The sequence below is a fragment of the Fructilactobacillus sp. X8R1C1 genome (genome assembly GCF_059900945.1).
In genome coordinates this window covers 213,166-231,734 of sequence record NZ_JBWXVH010000002.1, presented here as the reverse complement: position 1 = coordinate 231,734, position 18,569 = coordinate 213,166, and the positions used below count along the sequence as shown (strand labels likewise).

At 39.3% G+C, this 18,569-nt stretch carries 19 protein-coding genes; 17 read left to right on the top strand and 2 right to left on the bottom strand.

What is annotated here, in order from left to right; genetic code table 11:
- Positions 1–92: 92 nt before the first annotated feature.
- The 13 genes from AC6UD1_RS03160 to AC6UD1_RS03100 all read left to right on the top strand — a co-directional run bounded on the left by AC6UD1_RS03160 (position 93) and on the right by AC6UD1_RS03100 (position 12,825).
- Positions 93–365 (top strand): GNAT family N-acetyltransferase, encoded by a 273-nt coding sequence (locus AC6UD1_RS03160; RefSeq protein ID WP_500696433.1) that lies wholly within the window; start codon positions 93–95, stop codon positions 363–365.
- Positions 366–377: 12 nt separating this feature from the next.
- Positions 378–1,370, top strand: a complete 993-nt coding sequence (gene galE / locus AC6UD1_RS03155; protein ID WP_500693389.1) for a UDP-glucose 4-epimerase GalE — start codon at positions 378–380, stop codon at positions 1,368–1,370.
- A 14-nt stretch (positions 1,371–1,384) separates the two neighbouring features.
- Positions 1,385–2,296: a DMT family transporter gene (locus AC6UD1_RS03150; protein ID WP_500693390.1), complete on the top strand. Its 912-nt coding sequence runs from the start codon at positions 1,385–1,387 to the stop codon at positions 2,294–2,296.
- A gap of 132 nt (positions 2,297–2,428) precedes the next feature.
- Positions 2,429–5,158 (top strand): MMPL family transporter, encoded by a 2,730-nt coding sequence (locus tag AC6UD1_RS03145; RefSeq protein WP_500707283.1) that lies wholly within the window; start codon positions 2,429–2,431, stop codon positions 5,156–5,158.
- Between the two features lie 160 nt (positions 5,159–5,318).
- A complete protein-coding gene (locus AC6UD1_RS03140; RefSeq protein ID WP_500693392.1) occupies positions 5,319–6,257 on the top strand; it encodes a DMT family transporter in 939 nt (312 codons plus the stop codon).
- A gap of 8 nt (positions 6,258–6,265) precedes the next feature.
- Positions 6,266–6,583 carry a DUF7671 family protein gene (locus AC6UD1_RS03135; protein ID WP_500693393.1) on the top strand — a complete coding sequence of 106 codons (318 nt, stop codon included), beginning with the start codon at positions 6,266–6,268 and terminating at the stop codon, positions 6,581–6,583.
- 16 nt (positions 6,584–6,599) lie between these two features.
- Complete coding sequence (locus AC6UD1_RS03130) at positions 6,600–7,532, top strand: DMT family transporter (RefSeq protein ID WP_500707282.1); 933 nt, start codon at positions 6,600–6,602, stop codon at positions 7,530–7,532.
- Between the two features lie 88 nt (positions 7,533–7,620).
- Complete coding sequence (locus AC6UD1_RS03125) at positions 7,621–7,884, top strand: hypothetical protein (protein ID WP_500693395.1); 264 nt, start codon at positions 7,621–7,623, stop codon at positions 7,882–7,884.
- Between the two features lie 76 nt (positions 7,885–7,960).
- Positions 7,961–8,278, top strand: coding sequence for a winged helix-turn-helix domain-containing protein (locus AC6UD1_RS03120; RefSeq protein ID WP_500706238.1), 318 nt, complete (start codon positions 7,961–7,963; stop codon positions 8,276–8,278).
- Positions 8,279–8,392: 114 nt separating this feature from the next.
- On the top strand, positions 8,393–9,073 hold the full coding sequence (locus AC6UD1_RS03115; RefSeq protein WP_500707281.1) for a response regulator transcription factor: 681 nt from the start codon (positions 8,393–8,395) through the stop codon (positions 9,071–9,073).
- The gene (locus tag AC6UD1_RS03110; protein WP_500707280.1) at positions 9,066–10,049 is read left to right on the top strand and encodes a sensor histidine kinase; all 984 of its coding nucleotides are present in this window, start codon (positions 9,066–9,068) and stop codon (positions 10,047–10,049) included. The genes AC6UD1_RS03115 and AC6UD1_RS03110 overlap by 8 nt, the downstream gene beginning before the upstream one ends.
- Positions 10,050–10,139: 90 nt before the next feature.
- Complete coding sequence (locus AC6UD1_RS03105) at positions 10,140–10,901, top strand: ABC transporter ATP-binding protein (protein WP_500707279.1); 762 nt, start codon at positions 10,140–10,142, stop codon at positions 10,899–10,901.
- Positions 10,894–12,825 (top strand): ABC transporter permease, encoded by a 1,932-nt coding sequence (locus tag AC6UD1_RS03100; RefSeq protein ID WP_500707278.1) that lies wholly within the window; start codon positions 10,894–10,896, stop codon positions 12,823–12,825. Before AC6UD1_RS03105 ends, AC6UD1_RS03100 begins: the two co-directional genes overlap by 8 nt.
- A gap of 87 nt (positions 12,826–12,912) precedes the next feature.
- Here AC6UD1_RS03100 and AC6UD1_RS03095 read toward each other — a convergent pair whose 3' ends face one another.
- The gene (locus tag AC6UD1_RS03095; RefSeq protein WP_500693400.1) at positions 12,913–13,131 is read right to left on the bottom strand and encodes a P8 family protein; all 219 of its coding nucleotides are present in this window, start codon (positions 13,129–13,131) and stop codon (positions 12,913–12,915) included.
- Between the two features lie 59 nt (positions 13,132–13,190).
- On the bottom strand, positions 13,191–14,450 hold the full coding sequence (locus AC6UD1_RS03090; RefSeq protein ID WP_500700875.1) for an MFS transporter: 1,260 nt from the start codon (positions 14,448–14,450) through the stop codon (positions 13,191–13,193).
- A gap of 252 nt (positions 14,451–14,702) precedes the next feature.
- Here AC6UD1_RS03090 and pyrF point away from each other — a divergent pair, with 252 nt between their 5' ends.
- The 4 genes from pyrF (at position 14,703) to AC6UD1_RS03070 (ending at position 18,559) form a co-directional block, all read left to right on the top strand.
- Positions 14,703–15,431 carry an orotidine-5'-phosphate decarboxylase gene (pyrF, locus tag AC6UD1_RS03085; protein WP_500700874.1) on the top strand — a complete coding sequence of 243 codons (729 nt, stop codon included), beginning with the start codon at positions 14,703–14,705 and terminating at the stop codon, positions 15,429–15,431.
- A gap of 2 nt (positions 15,432–15,433) precedes the next feature.
- Complete coding sequence (gene pyrE / locus AC6UD1_RS03080) at positions 15,434–16,060, top strand: orotate phosphoribosyltransferase (protein ID WP_500700873.1); 627 nt, start codon at positions 15,434–15,436, stop codon at positions 16,058–16,060.
- Positions 16,061–16,206: 146 nt separating this feature from the next.
- Complete coding sequence (gene adhP, locus AC6UD1_RS03075; protein ID WP_500696445.1) at positions 16,207–17,235, top strand: alcohol dehydrogenase AdhP; 1,029 nt, start codon at positions 16,207–16,209, stop codon at positions 17,233–17,235.
- A gap of 130 nt (positions 17,236–17,365) precedes the next feature.
- Positions 17,366–18,559, top strand: coding sequence for an AbrB/MazE/SpoVT family DNA-binding domain-containing protein (locus AC6UD1_RS03070; protein WP_500707277.1), 1,194 nt, complete (start codon positions 17,366–17,368; stop codon positions 18,557–18,559).
- The last annotated feature ends 10 nt before the right edge of the window (positions 18,560–18,569 follow it).

The window sequence follows — 18,569 nt, the reverse complement described above, 5'->3', positions numbered from 1 at the left end:
GGATTATAATTAAAGTCCGACACTCCGTCAATGTAAGCGCCTTTATATTGATGTCAAGACTGTGATATACTTACGCTAAGGTGGTGAGACAAATGAAATTTGATTATGAACCAGGCCGTTTCTATGCTAACGATGTCCATGGTGATTTAATTGCTGAAGTTACTTTTACTGAAGATAATGGAGTAGTCTCCATTAACGAAACATTTGTGAACCCAAGTTATCGTGGCCAGGGTCTAGCTGGAAAGTTAATTATGGTAATGATTGATTACGCCAAAGAAAACCATGATTTAATCAAACCAGTTTGTTCCTTTGCCGTTAAATTTTTCGAAAAAAATACCCAATATGATGATTTATTAGATAAATAGGAGGTAATTAAGATGGCTGTATTAGTTGCTGGAGGAGCTGGATACATTGGCTCACACATGGTCGATCAATTAATTAATAAAGGTTACGATGTTGTAGTGGTTGATAATTTATCAACGGGACACCGCAAGGCCGTTAATCCTAAAGCAAAGTTTTATGAGGGGGATACTCGTGATTCTGACTTTTTGGATGACGTTTTCGCTAAGGAAAATATCGATGCTGTAATCCACATGGATGCTTTCTCACTGGTTCCCGAATCAATGAAGGATCCTTTGAAGTATTTTGATAACAACGTGATTGGGATGATTAAGCTGTTGGAGTCAATGAAGAAAGCTGGGATTAAGTACCTGGTCTTTTCTTCCACAGCTGCTACTTATGGTAATCCAGAGCGAATTCCAATCTATGAAAAAGACCGAAAAGACCCCATCAACCCTTATGGTGAAAGCAAGTTAATCATGGAGCACATTATGAAGTGGGTTGATGAAGCTTACGGCATTAAGTTTGTTGCTCTTAGATACTTTAACGCTGCCGGAGCCAAGGAAGACGGCTCCATTGGGGAGGATCATCATCCAGAAACCCATTTAATTCCCATCGTCTTAAAGGTTGCCGCAGGTCAGCAGGATACCATGAAGATTTTTGGGGATGATTATGACACGCCAGACGGGACCAACGTTCGTGATTACGTGCACGTCCTTGATTTAGCGGACGCTCATATTTTAGCCATGAAGTATCTGGAAAAGGGTAATCCAAGTAACATCTTTAACCTCGGTTCATCAACTGGTTTTTCCAATAAACAGATCGTTGATGCCGCTCGAAAGGTTACTGGTAAGAAGATTCCGGTTGAAATTGACGCAAGACGTGGTGGCGATCCTGATACCTTGATTGCTAACTCTGACAAGGCGAGAGAAGTTCTTGGTTGGAAACCACAGTTTGATAACGTTGAAGAAATCATTAAAACCGCTTGGACCTGGAAGACTAAGCATCCAAATGGTTACGAAGATAAGTAAATGGGGCACAAATATTGAAGAAAAGTAAAACTTACATTGGTGTCATCCTAGCAATTGCTGGAGCCATCATGTGGGGAATTCAAGGACCTGTTTCGCAGTTCTTGTTTCAAGATAAGAATTTTTCAACGGAATGGTTAATGGGAGTTAAGATGTCGGTTGCCGGCATCTTAATTCTTTTATTTACAAAGTTTGTTCAAAGAAATAGGATTTTAAAGATTTGGCACACCGGATATAGCTGGGTCATCCTGCTCTGTTATGCGATTTTTGGTTTATCGGCCGTTCAGTACCTATACTTACTGACAACGAGAGCCAGTAATGCGGCAACTTCAACTATCATGCAGAGCCTTGGAACGGTCATCATTATGATTTTGACGGTGATTGTGTACAAAAAAGCACCAACGATTCAGCAGGGTGTGGCTGTAGTGGTAGCCCTACTTGGAACGTGGTTACTGGTAACAAAGGGAGATTTGACCCACCTCGCAATGAGTCCTAAAGCGTTTACGCTTGGCCTTTGCCTGGCTTTTGCTGGCGCGCTTCAGACCATGCTGCCGGTCAAACTCCAGGAAAAGTTCAGCACGTTTGTCATCATTGGATGGGCAATGATCGTTGGTGGAGTGATCTTCACCTGCGTTCATCCCTTTTGGGTGGATGTTCCCAAGCTTTCTCTTGGTGGCATTTTGGGAGTGGCCTTCATTGTGCTTTTTGGCACAATGTTGTCATTTCTATGCTTCACATCGAGTTTAAGGTACGTGTCCGCTACGACTGCTGGACTACTAGATACGTTTGAACCCTTGTCTGCAACGATTGGAACCGTGGTTTTCTTACATACCAGTTTCAATATCTATGAAATTATTGGTGGCATTTTGGTCTTGAGTACCGTTTTTATCCTGGCAATCAGACCCAGAAAAGCATCACTTCAGCACTGACTAATTGGTTGGTGCTTTTTTGATTGAACTGCTTTTGGCGGATTGCTTGTTTGTGATCAATTTTGTATAATTGGAAGCGTTATGAATGAATTAATGTTTTAAGTAAAATATTAAACATTGAGGAGGAGTTTGATGAATAGGTTCGTCAAAAAATACATATTTTTTGCGATATTTTGGGTTCTTGCCGTTTTAGCTGCCATTTTCTTTTTGCCTAGCATTTCACAGGTAACTGCACAACATGGACAAACTAAGATTCCAGCTAACATGCAGAGTCAAGTTGCTGAAAATATTCAAAAGCATTGGGGCCATCATATTAGCGATACCAGACAAGTTGTACTGGTATATAACAACGGCAATAAACGCATTAATGCTAGTAAACAGGCTAACATCGATCGAACCGTTTCGAAGCTAAAAAATGATGCCGATTACTATGGAATTAAGGGTGTTACCTCAGCAAACGAGAATGCCGCCGCCAAGAAACAACTGATTTCAAAGGACGGTACGACTGAATTAGTTCAACTGAATGTTTCGAAAAAGGACTCGGTTGAAACGATGAACAATAAACTCAAAAAGGGTGCGAAAACGGCGAACTTGAAGTCGTACGTGACGGGATCCGATGTCTTAGATGACGACATGCGGCAGTCAATGATTGATGGAATCAAGCAAACCGAAATCATTGCAGCAGTCTTCATTTTGATTGTGTTGATCATTGTCTTTAAATCTCCAATCGTTCCGTTGATTTCACTTTTGACCGTGGGAGTTTCTTTCATTGTCTCTTTGAGTGTCGTCATGAATTTGGCGAAGTATATGGGCTTTCCACTCTCAAACTTTACCCAGGTCTTTATGGTGGTAGTGCTGTTTGGAATTGGAACTGATTACAACATCCTACTGTATGACCGGTTTAAGGATAATCTGGGACAAGGAATGGACAAAGTGGAGGCGACGGTCGATGCCAGAAGACGAGCCGGTAAGACCATTCTATACAGTGGTGGTTCGGTCCTAATTGGTTTCTTTGCCCTTGGACTAGCCAAGTTCTCAATTTACCAGTCTGGAGTGGCAGTTGCCATCGGAGTGGTGGTATTATTACTGGTACTTCTCTCATTAAATCCGTTCTTTATGGCGCTCCTTGGTAAGACCATGTACTGGCCAGCTAAGAATCTGTCACCAAAGAAACGGGGTAGTCGAATCTGGTACTTCTTGTCCAGTCATTCAGTTGCACATCCGGTGATGGCGATTGCCTTGGTTTTAGTTTTGACTTTGCCGTTGATTTTCTTTGCAGGAAAGAGCAGCTTGAACTACGATAATTCGGTTGAATTAAGTAATTCATTGCCTTCAAAACAAGGATTAAATACGGTATCCAAGCATTTCTCAAAGGGAACTGCTGAACCGTCAACGATTTATATTCAATCCAAACACAAGGTCAATAACGAGAAGTCAATGATGGAAATTGATCGGATTACTCGTCAATTGGAGAAAAATAAGGAAATTAAGACGGTTACTTCGGTCACCCAGCCAAGTGGCGAACCAATTAACCAACTCTACTTAAACGATCAGCTGGGGACTTTGAACAGTAAGATGCAACAGGCTAATGCTGGTCTAACCCAACTTCAGAGTGGGGCTAACAGTGGTTCATTTAATGCCGATCAACTAAAGGCAATTGGGGCTTCGGCACAATCAATTGGAGATCATTTAAAGACCATTCAAGGCGCTAGTGGAGCAAGTACCGCTCCTGGTCAAACGTCGGGTCAGCAAGTCATCGCCCAGATGCAACAACAAGCCACCGCTATGGGGTCACCAATGAGTCCCCAGCAGTTACAAATTGTTGCTAGTGGCCTTCAAAGTGTTAGTTCCAAGGTACAAATGCAACAGGCCGCTTCTATGTCAGGTCTTCAAAATGAATTGGCTGGGATTGCCTCAGATACTCAAAACATTGGTGCAAATGCTCAGGCGATGGGGCAACAACTCCAGGGTGTTCAAGCCCAATTGACGCAGGCAAATGATGGCCTAAGTAAGATTAATAAGGGCATGCAACAGTCAAATGAATACTTGACCGGTTTACAGAACTCAGCTGCGGCTGCGAACACGTTCTACATTCCTAATCAGGTGCTTCAAAGTGATACTTTCAAGCAAGCCTTAAACAACTACGTTTCTTCTAATGACAAGATTACAAGCATCACCTTTGTCTTAAAAGATAACCCATCAAACGCTAAGTCGATGAACTTGGTTAAGGACGTTCAAAATCAAGTTAAACAGTCACTGAAGGGAACTAGTTTAAATGATGCAACCGTTGCAATTGGGGGAGAGACAGCAACCATGTCTGACACCCATGATATTGCCTCACAAGACTTCTTCAGAACGGCTGTCATCATGTTAGTCGGAATCCTGATTGCACTGATGTTTGTAACCCGTTCAATTTTACAACCACTTTACATTGAAGGAACATTAATTTTGACGTACTTCACTTCATTGACGTTGACACGGATCTTCTCGGATATTTTCCTCGGACAGAGCATGTTGACTTGGAACACGCCGTTCTTTACCTTTATCATGTTGATTGCGTTGGGGGTTGATTACAGTATTTTCTTGATGATGAGGTACCGAGAAACCAAAGACGGAACGCCTGCGAAACGAATCGTTAATTCGGCCAACTATATTGGAGTAGTGGTATTATCTGCTGCTGTGATTTTAGGTGGTACGTTTGCCGCACTGATTCCATCAGGAATTTTGACACTGATTCAGGTTGCCATCGGGGTAATCATTGGTTTGATTATCTTAGTAATCATCTTGCCAATCCTGTTACCAGCTGCCATTCGGTTAACGTATCAACCAATGAGTTTTAAACGAGATAAAAACGAAGATTAGTTTTTAATTTAAAAGCGAAACCAAATAAAATTGGTTTCGCTTTTTTATGTTAGATAAAATGACATGGACTATTGACCGCCCTGTTCTTTACGCCTAAAATTAAACTATTAAATTGATATGTAAAAAAATAAATCGGTTTATGCCGAGTTAGGGTGAAAATATGAGTGAAGAAAAGACTAGCATTGGAAAAAGTAAAGTATTAAAAGGCATTGCTTGGGCAACCCTTGCATCCACTTTTTGGGGTATTTCTGGGGTTGTTTTGCAGTTTGTCTCACAAAATGCCGCTATTCCAGCTTCATGGTTCTTGTCCGTCAGAACTATTTTTTCCGGGATTCTACTTTTAGCAATTGGTTCGATTATGTATGGGAAAAAAATCTTCCATGTTTTTAAGGACTGGAAATCGATTATTTGTATTGTGGCATATGGAATCATTGGCTTAGGTGCCAACCTGATGTCGTTTTACCTTAGTGTTCAGGACGGAAACGCAGCATCAGCAACCATCTTGCAGTATTTATCACCACTGTTCATCCTTTTAGGTGGATTTTTGTTCTTTCATAAACGTCCCTATAAGATTGATTTAATTGTGTTCCTGTTGGCACTTGTCGGGGTGTTTTTGGCAATTACCAAGGGTGACATTAATCAGTTAGCCATTCCGCTGCCAGCGTTACTTTGGGGAATTGTTTCAGGAATTACGGCCGCATGTTACGTTGTCATCCCTCGGCCATTAATGGAAGAAAATTCACCAATCGTCGTCCTTGGATGGGGAACCTTGATTGCCGGATTGGTCTTTAACATTCATCAACCAGTTTGGGTTGGTGTACCTCACTTAACGATGGGTGCGATCATTGGGATTGGTGCCATTGTTATCATTGGAACCGTAATCCCATTTGCATGTTTGCTTCACAGTTTACATTTTGCTTCCTCTGAAGATGTTAGTTTAGTTGACGCCGTTCAGCCAGTAGTGACTTTCATTTTGAGTGTTATCTTCTTGCACACCAAAATTAGTTTAATGGAAATTGTCGGATCCGCCTTGGTAATTCTTGCCATCTACATCTTGCAGGATTCCAAGCGTCGCAATATTAAACAACAGAAGCTTTAGCCGAGATCATGGCAGATAAATATAAAGTAATTCGTTTTACCGGGGTTCCAGTTAAACTGGATGACTCCGGTAATTATGTAATTAAGAAGGATGAGCAGGGTAATTTTAAACTTCATACTTGGCGGATCGGGAAACATACTAAGGGACATTTTCAGCGCATTGGTCAGGTTTTTTTGACGGAAAATAAATTAAGGGTTGCCATTGTGGCGGATTTTAGTGTATCTTTTAAAAAACGACATTTGTACACACCGATGGAACGTTTTTTAAATGATTACGTTGATTTGAAGTTGATTGATGAGGCAAAGTCACATTTAGATCAAGAGTAGACTGTGAGGAGAGAATATGAAAAGTAAAACGGGTAAGATGAGCAACACCGTTAAAGGAATTAGTTTAGCGGCGTTTGCTTCAACTTCATGGGGTGTTGCTGGCGTTATTACGCAGTACGTTTCACAAAACGTTGGGATTCCAGCTGCGTGGTTCTTGTCAGCACGAACTACCGGGGCTGCCATTGTATTATTACTAGTCAGTGCCATTATTTACGGAAAAGGCATTTTTAGTGTTTTCCGTTCATGGAAATCAATCATGTGGCTAGTTTTATACGGTTTGTTCGGTTTGGCTGCCAACATGGGAAGTTTCTACGTTAGTATCCAGACTGGAAACGCCGCTGCCACCACGATTTTGCAGTACCTGTCACCGTTATTCATCCTACTGGGTGGTTTTCTGTTCATGCGCAAAAAGCCTATGAAGATGGACATCGTGGTCTTCATTTTGGCGCTAGCTGGAGTTTTCCTTTCAATTACTAAGGGGGACCTTTCTCAATTATCCATTCCCTTTGACTCGTTTTTCTGGGGGATCATTTCTGGAATCACTGCTGCTTTGTACGTGGTGCTTCCAAGGCCACTGGCTCACGACAACTCACCAATCGTGGTTCTTGGTTGGGGAACTCTGATTGCCAGTTTAGCCTTTAACATTAATCATCCCGTTTGGACTAACGTTCCTCACCTAGGAATGGGTGGAGTCCTTGGTGTTTGTGGGATCATCCTCTTTGGAACCCTCCTGACATTCTCATCACTGATCTACGCTTCCCGCTTTACTTCATCAGAAGTTATTAGTCTATTAGATGCCATTCAACCGGTAGCAACCTTTATCTTGAGTGTGATCTTTTTACACACGCACATCAGTTGGATTGAAGTCCTTGGTGCCGTTCTGGTTATTTTGGCCGTTTACATCCTGCAGTACGTCCAGCGACACAAGAATCAAGAGGAACTCTTATAACTTTCTTAAACCCTTGAGCATATTGGTTTGAACCCCTGATGTTTCAAGATATAATGATGTCATACTTAAATAAAGGGGAGAGATTGTTATGTCAGACGAAAGTAAAGAAACAAAAGCATTAGATAAGATTTCAGAAATTATGAACGAACTCCAAAAAACTTTGGACAAGGAAGGCACTGAATCACAAGAGGGCCACAAAGTTCATCGTTGGTTAGAAGAACACCGTGCCATTCATGAAATTAAACGTACCCTTCATGAAGTTGGTAAGTTCGACAAGTTCGATTCTGCTGCTTATGATAAATTTATGAAAGATTATAAAAAGGTTGTCGACGATTTGGACGACAACGATTAATAAGCTCTAAAAGGAGGCTACTCGGTAGCTTCCTTTTTTTGTGACAATTTTAATAAATAAAATCGGAGATGAGAATTTGGTAGATAAAAGTAATGGATTTAGTTTTGATGGGTTCACTTTAAATCCGGCAGTGGGAGAACTAAGCAGTAATACACAGTCGATTAAGCTAACTCCAACGGAGACTTCACTAATGGTCCTTTTCATTGAGCATAAGAATAAGTTAGTGTCCAAAAAGGAATTGATGACGTTTCTGTGGGCGAACGGAAGTTTTATTGATGAGGATGCCATTGAAGATGACATTAGTTTACTTCGACGCAAGTTAGACCAAGTTGGACTAAAAGGAAAAATTAAGACGGTACCAATGCGGGGATATAAGCTGGTTGCCGATCGTTAACAATTTAAACTTTTTAGAGAAGTCAGTCATGCTGGCTTCTTTTTTGTGGATGAAAACTAATTATTGATAGTGTAAACTAAGAAAAGATTAAGAAAATATAGTAGGAGGGTAGAAATGACACGAATATTTTTAGTTGAAGATGATCAAACAATTGCGAAAGCGGTTGTTAGTGAACTTAAGAAATGGAAGTACATAGTAACGGTGACAAAAGATTGGGAACACATACTAGATGAATTCAGTGAGGTAAAGGCTGATTTAGTTCTAATGGATATTACCTTGCCAATTTATGATGGATTTTATTGGACTGAAAAAATCCGCAAAAAATCAAATGTCCCCATTATTTTTCTTTCGTCTGCAGAAATGGACCCAAACGCAGTTCGTGCCATTTCCGCTGGTGCTGATGATTACATTACTAAACCGTTTTCCACTAACGTATTGAGTTCTAAAATTAGTGCGATGTTGCGTCGTACTAAGAATAACCAACCCAACGAAAACTATTTAGAATACGAAAACTTTAAACTGAACTTTCTAACAAATGAATTCAGTGACGGTAATGATGCGGTTAAGTTAACCCCAACTGAAGCCTACGTTTTACGCATCCTTATATTAAATGTCAATAGTCTAGTCTCGAAAAAGAAATTAATGCGTTTATTGTGGGAAGGTGGGTCGTTCATTGATTTGGACGTTCTTGGAGTAAATATTAGTCGTTTAAGAGGCAAACTAAATAAGGTTGGTCTGAATGATCGAATTGTAACCGAACGAAAACGCGGATATAGGTTAATTTCTGATGAATAAGATTAAATATTGGATTCAATTATTCTTACAACAAACTCCAATTGTATTAGTTTACTTGATCACGCTTAGTTTCATGTTAGCGTTATGTTTGCTTTACAAGTTTCCAATGGAAGTTTGTAAAGATTTGATCAGGTTTACGTGGATACCCGTCGTTTTTATTATTTTGTATCAAATCGTTAAGATGAATCACAAAATTTCTAAGACCCAAAAGGATTTTTCTAGTAGAAAAATTAACGAGTTCTCCAAATCTGATCCACTACTTAGGTTGACACAGATGAATTTTAATAAACAAATTGATAATGTCACTAGGTTAGAAAAGAAAATTAGACAGCGTGAGAAGAATAATCAGGATTATCTGATGATGTGGAGTCACGAAATGAAGCTTCCAATTGCCAGGCTTAGTATTTTGGCAGAACAATCCGATAAGATTGATAGTGACGACATCGTCAAACAAGTGTCGTTAATGCAAAATGAACTCGATAACCTATTAACTTATGAACGATTAAATAGTTTTAATCATGACTTAAAGTTTGAGTCGTATGATTTAAATTTAATGATTCAGCAGGTTGTAAAAGAGTATTCGATTTTTTTCATCGAAAAACAAATCACTCCAAAAATTGAAGTTGATAACATTAAAGTTTTAACTGATAAGAAATGGCTTTCTTTTGTGTTAAAACAGGTAATTTATAATGGATTAAAGTATGCTTCGAAAAAAACTGTAATTCATGTGAATTGGAAGGGAACTACCCTTAGTGTTCAAGATAGTGGAGTTCCAATCCGTCAAAGTGAGTTGTCACGAATTTTTGAACCTGGTTTTACGGGAACTAACGGGAGAACACGGCAGTCTTCGACAGGGATGGGTTTATATTTAACTAAAACAATCTGTGATGAATTGAATATTAAAATTATGGTGACTTCTAATGAACGCGTCACTACCGTTAAATTAACTTTTTCTGACTTAATAATTGAAAAATAACAAACTGTAAGGTTACTTTCAAAACCGTAAGATCGATTTTTTAAGTAACCTTTTATAATGGATTCATAACTTAAACAAGGGGAATTTTAGATGACTTTATTAAGATTAGAACATGTTAAGAAAGTGTATCGAGAAGGATTAGAAAAGAAAATTGCGCTAAAGGATATTTCTTTTGATGTGAACAAAGGTGACTTTGTTGCCATCATGGGCGAATCTGGTGCTGGAAAGACCACACTTTTAAACATCATGGCAACCCTCGATAAGCCAACAAGTGGTGTAATCAATTTGAATGGGACAAACATTGATGAGCTATCTGAGGAACAAGCAGCCAGATTTCGACGTGATCATCTAGGTTTTATTTTCCAAGATTTTGATTTATTAGATACATTTAATAATAAAGACAATATATTACTCCCCTTAGTTTTAGCTAGGACCAGTATGGTACTTATGACCAAGCAATTAAATAAAATTGCTGATGAATTAGGAATTAATAGTATTTTGGAAAAATATCCATACGAAATTTCTGGTGGTCAGAAACAAAGAATTGCAGCTGCTAGAGCGTTAGTGACTCGTCCAGAATTAGTTTTAGCAGATGAACCAACGGGAGCACTTGATTCTCATAATTCGGCTAGGTTAATGAAACTACTTAATTCAGTAAATGTTGCCGGGCAAACGATTGTGATGGTGACTCACAGTGCCTTATCGGCAAGTTATTCAAAACGAACTCTTTTTATCAAAGATGGGATCATTTATCATGATTTGAGAAAAGGAGACATGAGCCAGAACCAGTACCTTGATGAAATTTCCAACAGTGTTAATTCCATTATTAGGGGAGGTTCTGATAATGATTGAAGCTAAATTATCCTTCCATAGTCTGAGACATAATCTTTCGCGATATGCCCTATTTATCCTTTCAACGTCACTATTAATTGGAATTAACTACATTTTATTTAGTTTATTAAATAATAGTAGTCTTCATAACAGTGAATATTGGAAGTTGATTGAGGCTCTGATGATACTCGGACTAGTATTTGTATTACTTATTTCTGTGATTTTTATTTTCTATGCGAATAGTTTTTTGATGCGACAGCGGGATCAAGAGCTTGGTCTGTATAATATTTTGGGACTGACTAAAGCAAATTTAGATCTGATTCTTTTGATTGAAAATATCATTTTATACTTAGTTAGTAGTGTAATTGGGATAATATTTGGGATCACTTTTGTAAAATTAGCATTTTTAATTCTTAAACGATTACTAAATGACAGCCAAATTAAGAGTACTATTTCGATTATTGCTATCGGATTGGTGTTACTGATATTTGCTGGTATTTTTCTCTTAATATTTTTAATTGATGTATGTCGCATTATCAAGACTAATCCAATTATGTTGCTTAGGGCGGCAAGCAAGACTCCTAATGAGCCGAAGTCTCATTACCTCTGGGGAGTGATGGGATTAATTTGTTTAGCAAGTGGTTATTTCATCTCAGCAACGACTAAGCCCAATGACAGCGTGTTATATGTATTTATAATTGCGGTAGTTTTAGTTGTAATAGGAACGTACTTAGTTTTTATTACCGGCAGCATTTTAATTTTAAAAATGCTGCAAAAAAACAAACGATTTTATTACCAACCCAATCACTTTATTTCTATTTCGGGAATGTTGTATCGAATGAAACAGAATGGTGCAGGGCTAGCTTCCATTTGCTTATTATGTACAGCAACTTTGGTAGTAATTGTGGCTACTGTAACTTTATTTATTAACACCCAGGCGTTAGTCAAAAATTTCAGTCCATATGATGTCATGGTTACGAGTAGTACTAAGTTTACTCAGACTAATAAGAAAAGTATTAGTAATATTGCTAGACAGAACCACACTAATATCACTGATTTTAAACAATTAAAACAAACTCAACCACAATCAGGAAACTTTACTGAGGAAGGTAAATTTGTCCCAAGTTTAACTGGTAAAACTGAATTATCAATCGTATCGTTGAAAGATTACAATGATTGGCAGCATCAAAGCGTTAAATTAAAACCGAACCAGGTATTATTTTTCTCACCTAGGTCTAAGATCGTTCCAAAAGAGATTAAGACAAATGGTGGTGAGTATCATGTTAAAAGAATTAATCATTTCTCTGTCACATCAGATTCACCTAACTTAGGGCAGCGTAGGACGTATGTCGTTGCTTCAAACAAAGAGAGTGTCTTGAAAATCAATCCATTTGTGAAAGAAGAGAAAGATGTTCCCTTTCAAAATGTAACTGCTTTTAATATTTATGGAAATGATAAAGCTAAGGTGGCCACTTCTAGACAAATCCAGAAACAATTAAAAATCCCAGAATATGAGTATACTTCTAAACCGATGATGAAAGATTTAATTCAATCTGTTTTTGGTAGTCTGTTATTTGTTGGAATTCTAATTGCTTTTATTATGGTAATTATGACTGCACTAATTATCTATTACAAGCAAATTTCGGAAGGACTGTCTGATAAAAACAGCTTTAAAACAATGAAAAAAGTTGGGTTAAGTACTAAGGAAAGTAAACATGCAATTCACAGTCAAATGCTCATGGTCTTTATGTTGCCAATTGTTGGAACAGTTATAAACTTAGGCTTTGCATATCCAGCTCTATCAAGCGTACTAAAAATGATTGGGGTATATGATTCAAAAGTTATGCTAAGCGTCAGTGTCTGTGCGACACTAGTTTTAATTATTTTCTATATAGTAATTTATCTGTTAACAACTCATGTTTATCAACGAATCGTTAATAATTAATTCTAAATAAAAGAGATGACAATTCAGTCATCTCTTTTTGTATAAAAAAGAACCCATCAATTAATGATGAGTTCTAAGAATCAAAAACTATTTCTTAAGTAACTTTTCAGCATCAGCTTTAACGTCGTCATCGCTCATGTTTAAGTACTTTTCCATATCAGATTCAGTCTTCATGGTATCATGACTGTTATCTTCCATGTAGTGATCCCATAATGCATCACGTACTGGAGTTGAGTCGTCGCTCCAATCAAATACTTCTGACATCTTTTCGTCTAATACGCGTGGTGTTTCAAAATCATCAGCCATGTTATATATCCCCTTTTTCATTTATTCATGTCTATTCTAGTTCTTTTGGGTTAAAAATGTTAGTTATTTGCACTTAATTTAGTGTTTTTACTTAATTTTTTAATGCCAGGGATGCTGATCATGGTGACAAAGCTGATTAAATATAAAACGGAAAGGAAAATCATTACTACGTACAGGTTGTATTGATCCATTAGAATTCCGATAATGACCGATGACATTCCACCAACAGCTCGCCCAACTCCCACGATGATATTGTTGGAGCTACTTCTAACCTCAGTGGGATAGAGTTGACTCACAACCGCACCGTATCCGCCGTACATCCCGTTTGAGAAGAAACCAACGACCGCACCAATCACTAGTAGAGCAATCGTGGTGTGCGCTAGGGCCAATAAATAAACCATGATTGATGAGGCAATTAGGAAGATCCCAAATGAGAGCCGTGGTCCGATGTGATCAAGAATCGTGCCAAACACCATCATGCCAACGCTCATCCCAATAATGGTGGAAATCATCCACAGTGAGGATCCCGCGACGTTTAAGCCACTTTGCTTTTGAACGATGGTTGGAAGCCAATTCATTAAACCGAAGTATCCAGCGATTTGAACGGTGGTCATAATCATCAAACCGACACTCTGATAGGCGGTCTTAAAGTCTGAAAACATGTATTTTTTAATTGCTTCACCAGTTGAAATGGTCTGTTCCTGCTTTGATTCAAGAAACTCATCCGACTCATGTAGGTGGCGTCTAACGAAGAAGATTAGGACAATCGGAATGAGCCCGAACAAGTACAACGCATGCCAGCCAAGGTGTGGAATAATAAAGGCGGCCAGGATAGCTGCAAGTAGAGCACCGACTTGCCCTCCGACTGATGCAATTGATGACATTTTTCCTAACTTATTCTTCGGAAAGGCTTCGGCTAGTAAAGTAATGCCAAGTCCATACTCACCACCAGCTCCAATCCCGGTCAACAGTCTTAGAAAGTAGATTAAGTAGATATTGTTGGCAAATCCCATTAGAGCGGTCGCAAACGCAAAGATGAAGATGGTGTAGGTAAACGTTTTGACTCGACCAAAACGGTCACCAAGAAATCCAAAGATCACGCCACCAAGCAACATTCCCCAGTTGGTGATGGTTCCAATTAACCCGGCCGCTCCGGCTGAGATGTGTAAGGATGCGATGATCGAACTCATTGTAAAAGACAGAAAAAGCACATCCATGTTTTCAAGACCAAAGCCAGAACTAGACGACAGTAAGACTAGTTTCTGGTTCTTGCTCATTGATGCATGGCTGTGCTCAGTATTATTGCTTATTTTATCCATAATTTCCTCCAAATTAAGACTCACTGGTCTTGTTTATTTGACGCTGTTAGTGATTATTACATAGTAAAATTGTTTTGACAAGATGAACTTTTATCTTGACGGCCCCACCGATATTCCCTATATTTAGAGTAATAATTAATTAAGTTGGTTCAGAGAAACCAGGATTATGTTTATTAACTGATATAAATTTAATTTTAAAGGACCATTCTCTGACACCCGTCTGTGATTGGTCCTTTTTTGCGAGGTAAGAAAATGAAGAAGACGATGATGATTGCGCTGGATTTTCCGACGCAGATGGACGTAAATACGTTTTTGGATCAATTTGCGTACCCAAGTCAGTTGACGGTCAAGATTGGCATGGAACTTTTCTATCGATACGGTCCTGAGACGGTCAAAGAAATCAAAAATAAAGGGTGTTCAATCTTTTTAGACCTGAAGTTAATGGACATTCCTAATACTGTATACGCGGGCATGTTTCAGCTTGCTCAACTTGGGGTTGACTACGTGACCGTGCACACACTTGGCGGAAGTGAAATGATGAGGGCTGCTAAGCGCGGCTTAGTGGATGGCAGTAATCACTCTCATAATCAGATTCCCGAGTTATTAGGGGTGACCGAATTAACTTCTATTTTGCAAAAAGGACTCGCTAACGAACAAAATTGTTCTTTGAGCATGAATGAGCAGGTGGTTTCTCTAGCTAAGTTAGCTAAAAGTTCTGGTTGTGAGGGAGTTATTACCTCCGCTAAGGAGTTGCCCGATTTAGTGAAGCAGGTTGGGGTTGATTTTGATTACGTTGTGCCGGGAATCAGAAGTAAAGACGACGCCAGTGAAGATCAAAAACGGGTGGCAACACCAGAACAAGCGCGACGTGATGGTGCGTCTGCCATTGTCGTAGGACGTCCCATTACGCAGAGTGAACATCCTTATCGGGCTTATCAAAAATACAATGATGAATGGAATTTAAAAAAGGGGACAGATTAGTTATGAATAGTACAACTGAGATTTTAAAAGACCTGGTTAACGACCAAATCGTTCAACTGAATCCAAGACGCCCCTTTACGTTTGCCAGTGGGATTAAGTCGCCAATTTACACCGATCTGCGTTTAACGATTTCGTATCCAGAACTAAGAAAAAAGATTTATCAGGTACTTGGTCAGTTAATTCAGACTAATTTTCCGAACGTCACGGTCATTGGCGGAGTGGCAACGGCTGGGATCCCGCATGCAGCCTGGGTAGCTGAAGCAATGAAGTTACCGATGATCTACGTTAGATCCAAACCAAAGGATCATGGAACCAGTAAACAGATTGAAGGAAAAGTAGGCCCAGATGATCACATTGTGCTCATTGATGATTTAATTTCAACTGGCGGCAGTGTGATTAAAGCAGCTCAGGCAGTTCAAAATGACGGCCATCAAGTTGATGGGGTGGTTTCCATCTTCTCCTATGGTTTTAGTGATGCCGACGATAATTTTGACAAGGCTGATTTAAGATTTGTTCCGCTGTTAACTTATCCTGAACTAATTAAGCAAATGCTTAACAACGGTCAAATCGAAAATGATCAGTACGAGCGACTTAATAAATGGCATCAAGACCCCTGGGCATGGAAATAAATCACTTTTTTAATTCTTCGTTTTTTAAGGATATATTACAATCTGTTATCGCTTACAATTCCCTGTTGACACGTGAAAATTTTAACTATATGATAGGAATTGTTGATAGATAGACGACTATAAATCATGGGAATAGGAGAATTAATATGGTAAAAGCAGCAGTTGTTAGAGATAATTCAGATGGATACGTTGATGTTAAAGATGTCAAACTTCGTCCAATTCACGAGGGTGAAGCTTTAGTTAAAGTTGAGTATTGTGGACTCTGTCATACTGACCTCCACGTTGCCTCGGGTGACTTCGGTGAAGTTCCGGGCCGAATCATTGGTCACGAAGGAGTCGGACGTGTAACTCAAGTTGCTGACGATGTTACCGACTTAAAAGTTGGTGATCGAGTTTCAATCGCTTGGTTCTACTCAGCTGACGGTACTTGTGAGTATTGTGTTACTGGTAATGAGACCTTATGTCGTAACGTTAAAAACTCTGGTTTCACCGTTAACGGTGCCATGGCAGAAGAATGTATCGTTGATGCTAAGTACGCCGTTAAGGTTCCTGAAGGCTTGGACCCCGTTGAAGCAACTTCACTAACTTGTGCCGGTGTTACCACTTACAAAGCTTTAAAGATTGGTGACACGAGACCCGGCAAGTGGGTTGAAATCGTTGGTGCCGGTGGATTAGGTAACCTGGGTGTTCAACTTGCCAAAAACGTCTTTGGTGCTCCAGTTGTAGTTGTGGATGGAGATCCTAAGAAGTTGGAAGCTGCTAAAGAAAATGGTGCCGATGTTTTGATTAACAGACATGACGGTAACGTTGCCGAACAAGTTCAAGATAAAGTTGGTGGGGTTTACGATTCAATCGTTACTGCCGTTAACAAGGATGCTTTCACTCAATCAGTTAACGCTTTACGTCCTGACGGAACCTTAGTTGCGGTTGCTCTACCAAAGGGTGATATGGCACTTAACATCGACAAGACCGTTCTTGACGGTATTAAAGTTGCTGGTTCACTAGTTGGAACTAGACAAGATCTTAGAGAAACCTTCCAGTTCGGTGCTGAAGGTAAGGTTAAACCAATCGTTAGAACTGACAAGTTAGAAAATATCAACAACGTAATTGATGACATGAAGGCTGGTAAGATTGTTGGCCGTGTTGTTTTCGATTTCACTGGTGATGACAAATAAATTAAAATTATCAACTAACTTAAGAAGTAGAATTCATAGAATTCTGCTTCTTTTTTTAATAATTAGTCCTGGGTCCGTTATAATAGAAGAATAAAACTATTTTCAAATTCATAACGAACGAGGAATCATAATGACGGAACCAAAGTATAAAATTGCAATCCCAAATCAGGTCGTTGAACGTCTCCATATTAAGCCGGGAGCCAAATTGAACTTGACACTGCGAAGACAGGGCATGACGGTAGAGAAAGTTAATGATGGCACGCCGAATTCGTGGAACGTTTCGATCTGGTGGTCGCTGATTCCGGCGGTGATGACCGCGTTAATCGCACTGATCTTTTTTAAGTATCGGCACTTTCAGATCGTCCCCATCAGTGGTAAATATTCGATTGCCAGTGGCACCATTGTATTGGGACTGTTTTTTGGTGCTTTACTGTTTACGATTTTTCTCATTAAAAGTCGCAAGAATCCACAAAATACCATTTATCGCAATATTTACTGGCGAAACTTTCCAACGATTGTTCTATCCTTTACTGCCAGTTTATTGGTTGGGCTGCTTGGGGTATTTTGGATTCTGGGAATTGCTTTTAAAGGCGCCACTTTCGATGTGTATACGGCGACCATCATCATTGCCATTTTAGAGGGAATCGTGAACTACGTCATGATTAGTGTGGCAGTGGCTCTAACGCCAACTTTATTAGTCGATCTTTTGAACCTAATCATTGTTTCTGGTGTTCTGATCTCCATGTCGTCAAACAGTCATCGCTACTGGTGGCGCCATAATCTGAGCTTTTTGGGGACGAGTCGAGCAACCGACAGTTGGCAGTTTAACTTGACCATTATCTTTTCCGCTTTATTGATGTGGGCTGTGATTGATTTCTTGTTTGTTTCGTTAAAATCAGTTCAAAGACCAACCATTCAAACTTGGATTTTACGAACCCTTTTGACGTTAATGGCGTTTAACGTGGCCGCTATCGGGATTATTCCCAATGACATTCAGATTCCGTGGATGCATTTTTGGCACACTCAGTTTGGCTGGTCGTTAGTTTGGATTATTATTATTCTGATTGCTGGAATTCGTTGGCTTTGGCCTGGAATTTCTAAAAACTTCCTGAAAACGTCGTATTTGATTGGACTACTACTAGTGCTGGCCAGTATCCTCTTTCAAGTTGTGAACTACTTCTCACTAACAGCCTTTGAGATTACTTCGTTCACGTTGGCCTTTTCTTGGATTATGATGTTATTTCAGTACATCTTAGACGTCGTGAACAAGGGAACGCTTGATTTTACCGTGACGCTCGCTAAAAATAACAAACAAAATTCATGAAATAAATAAC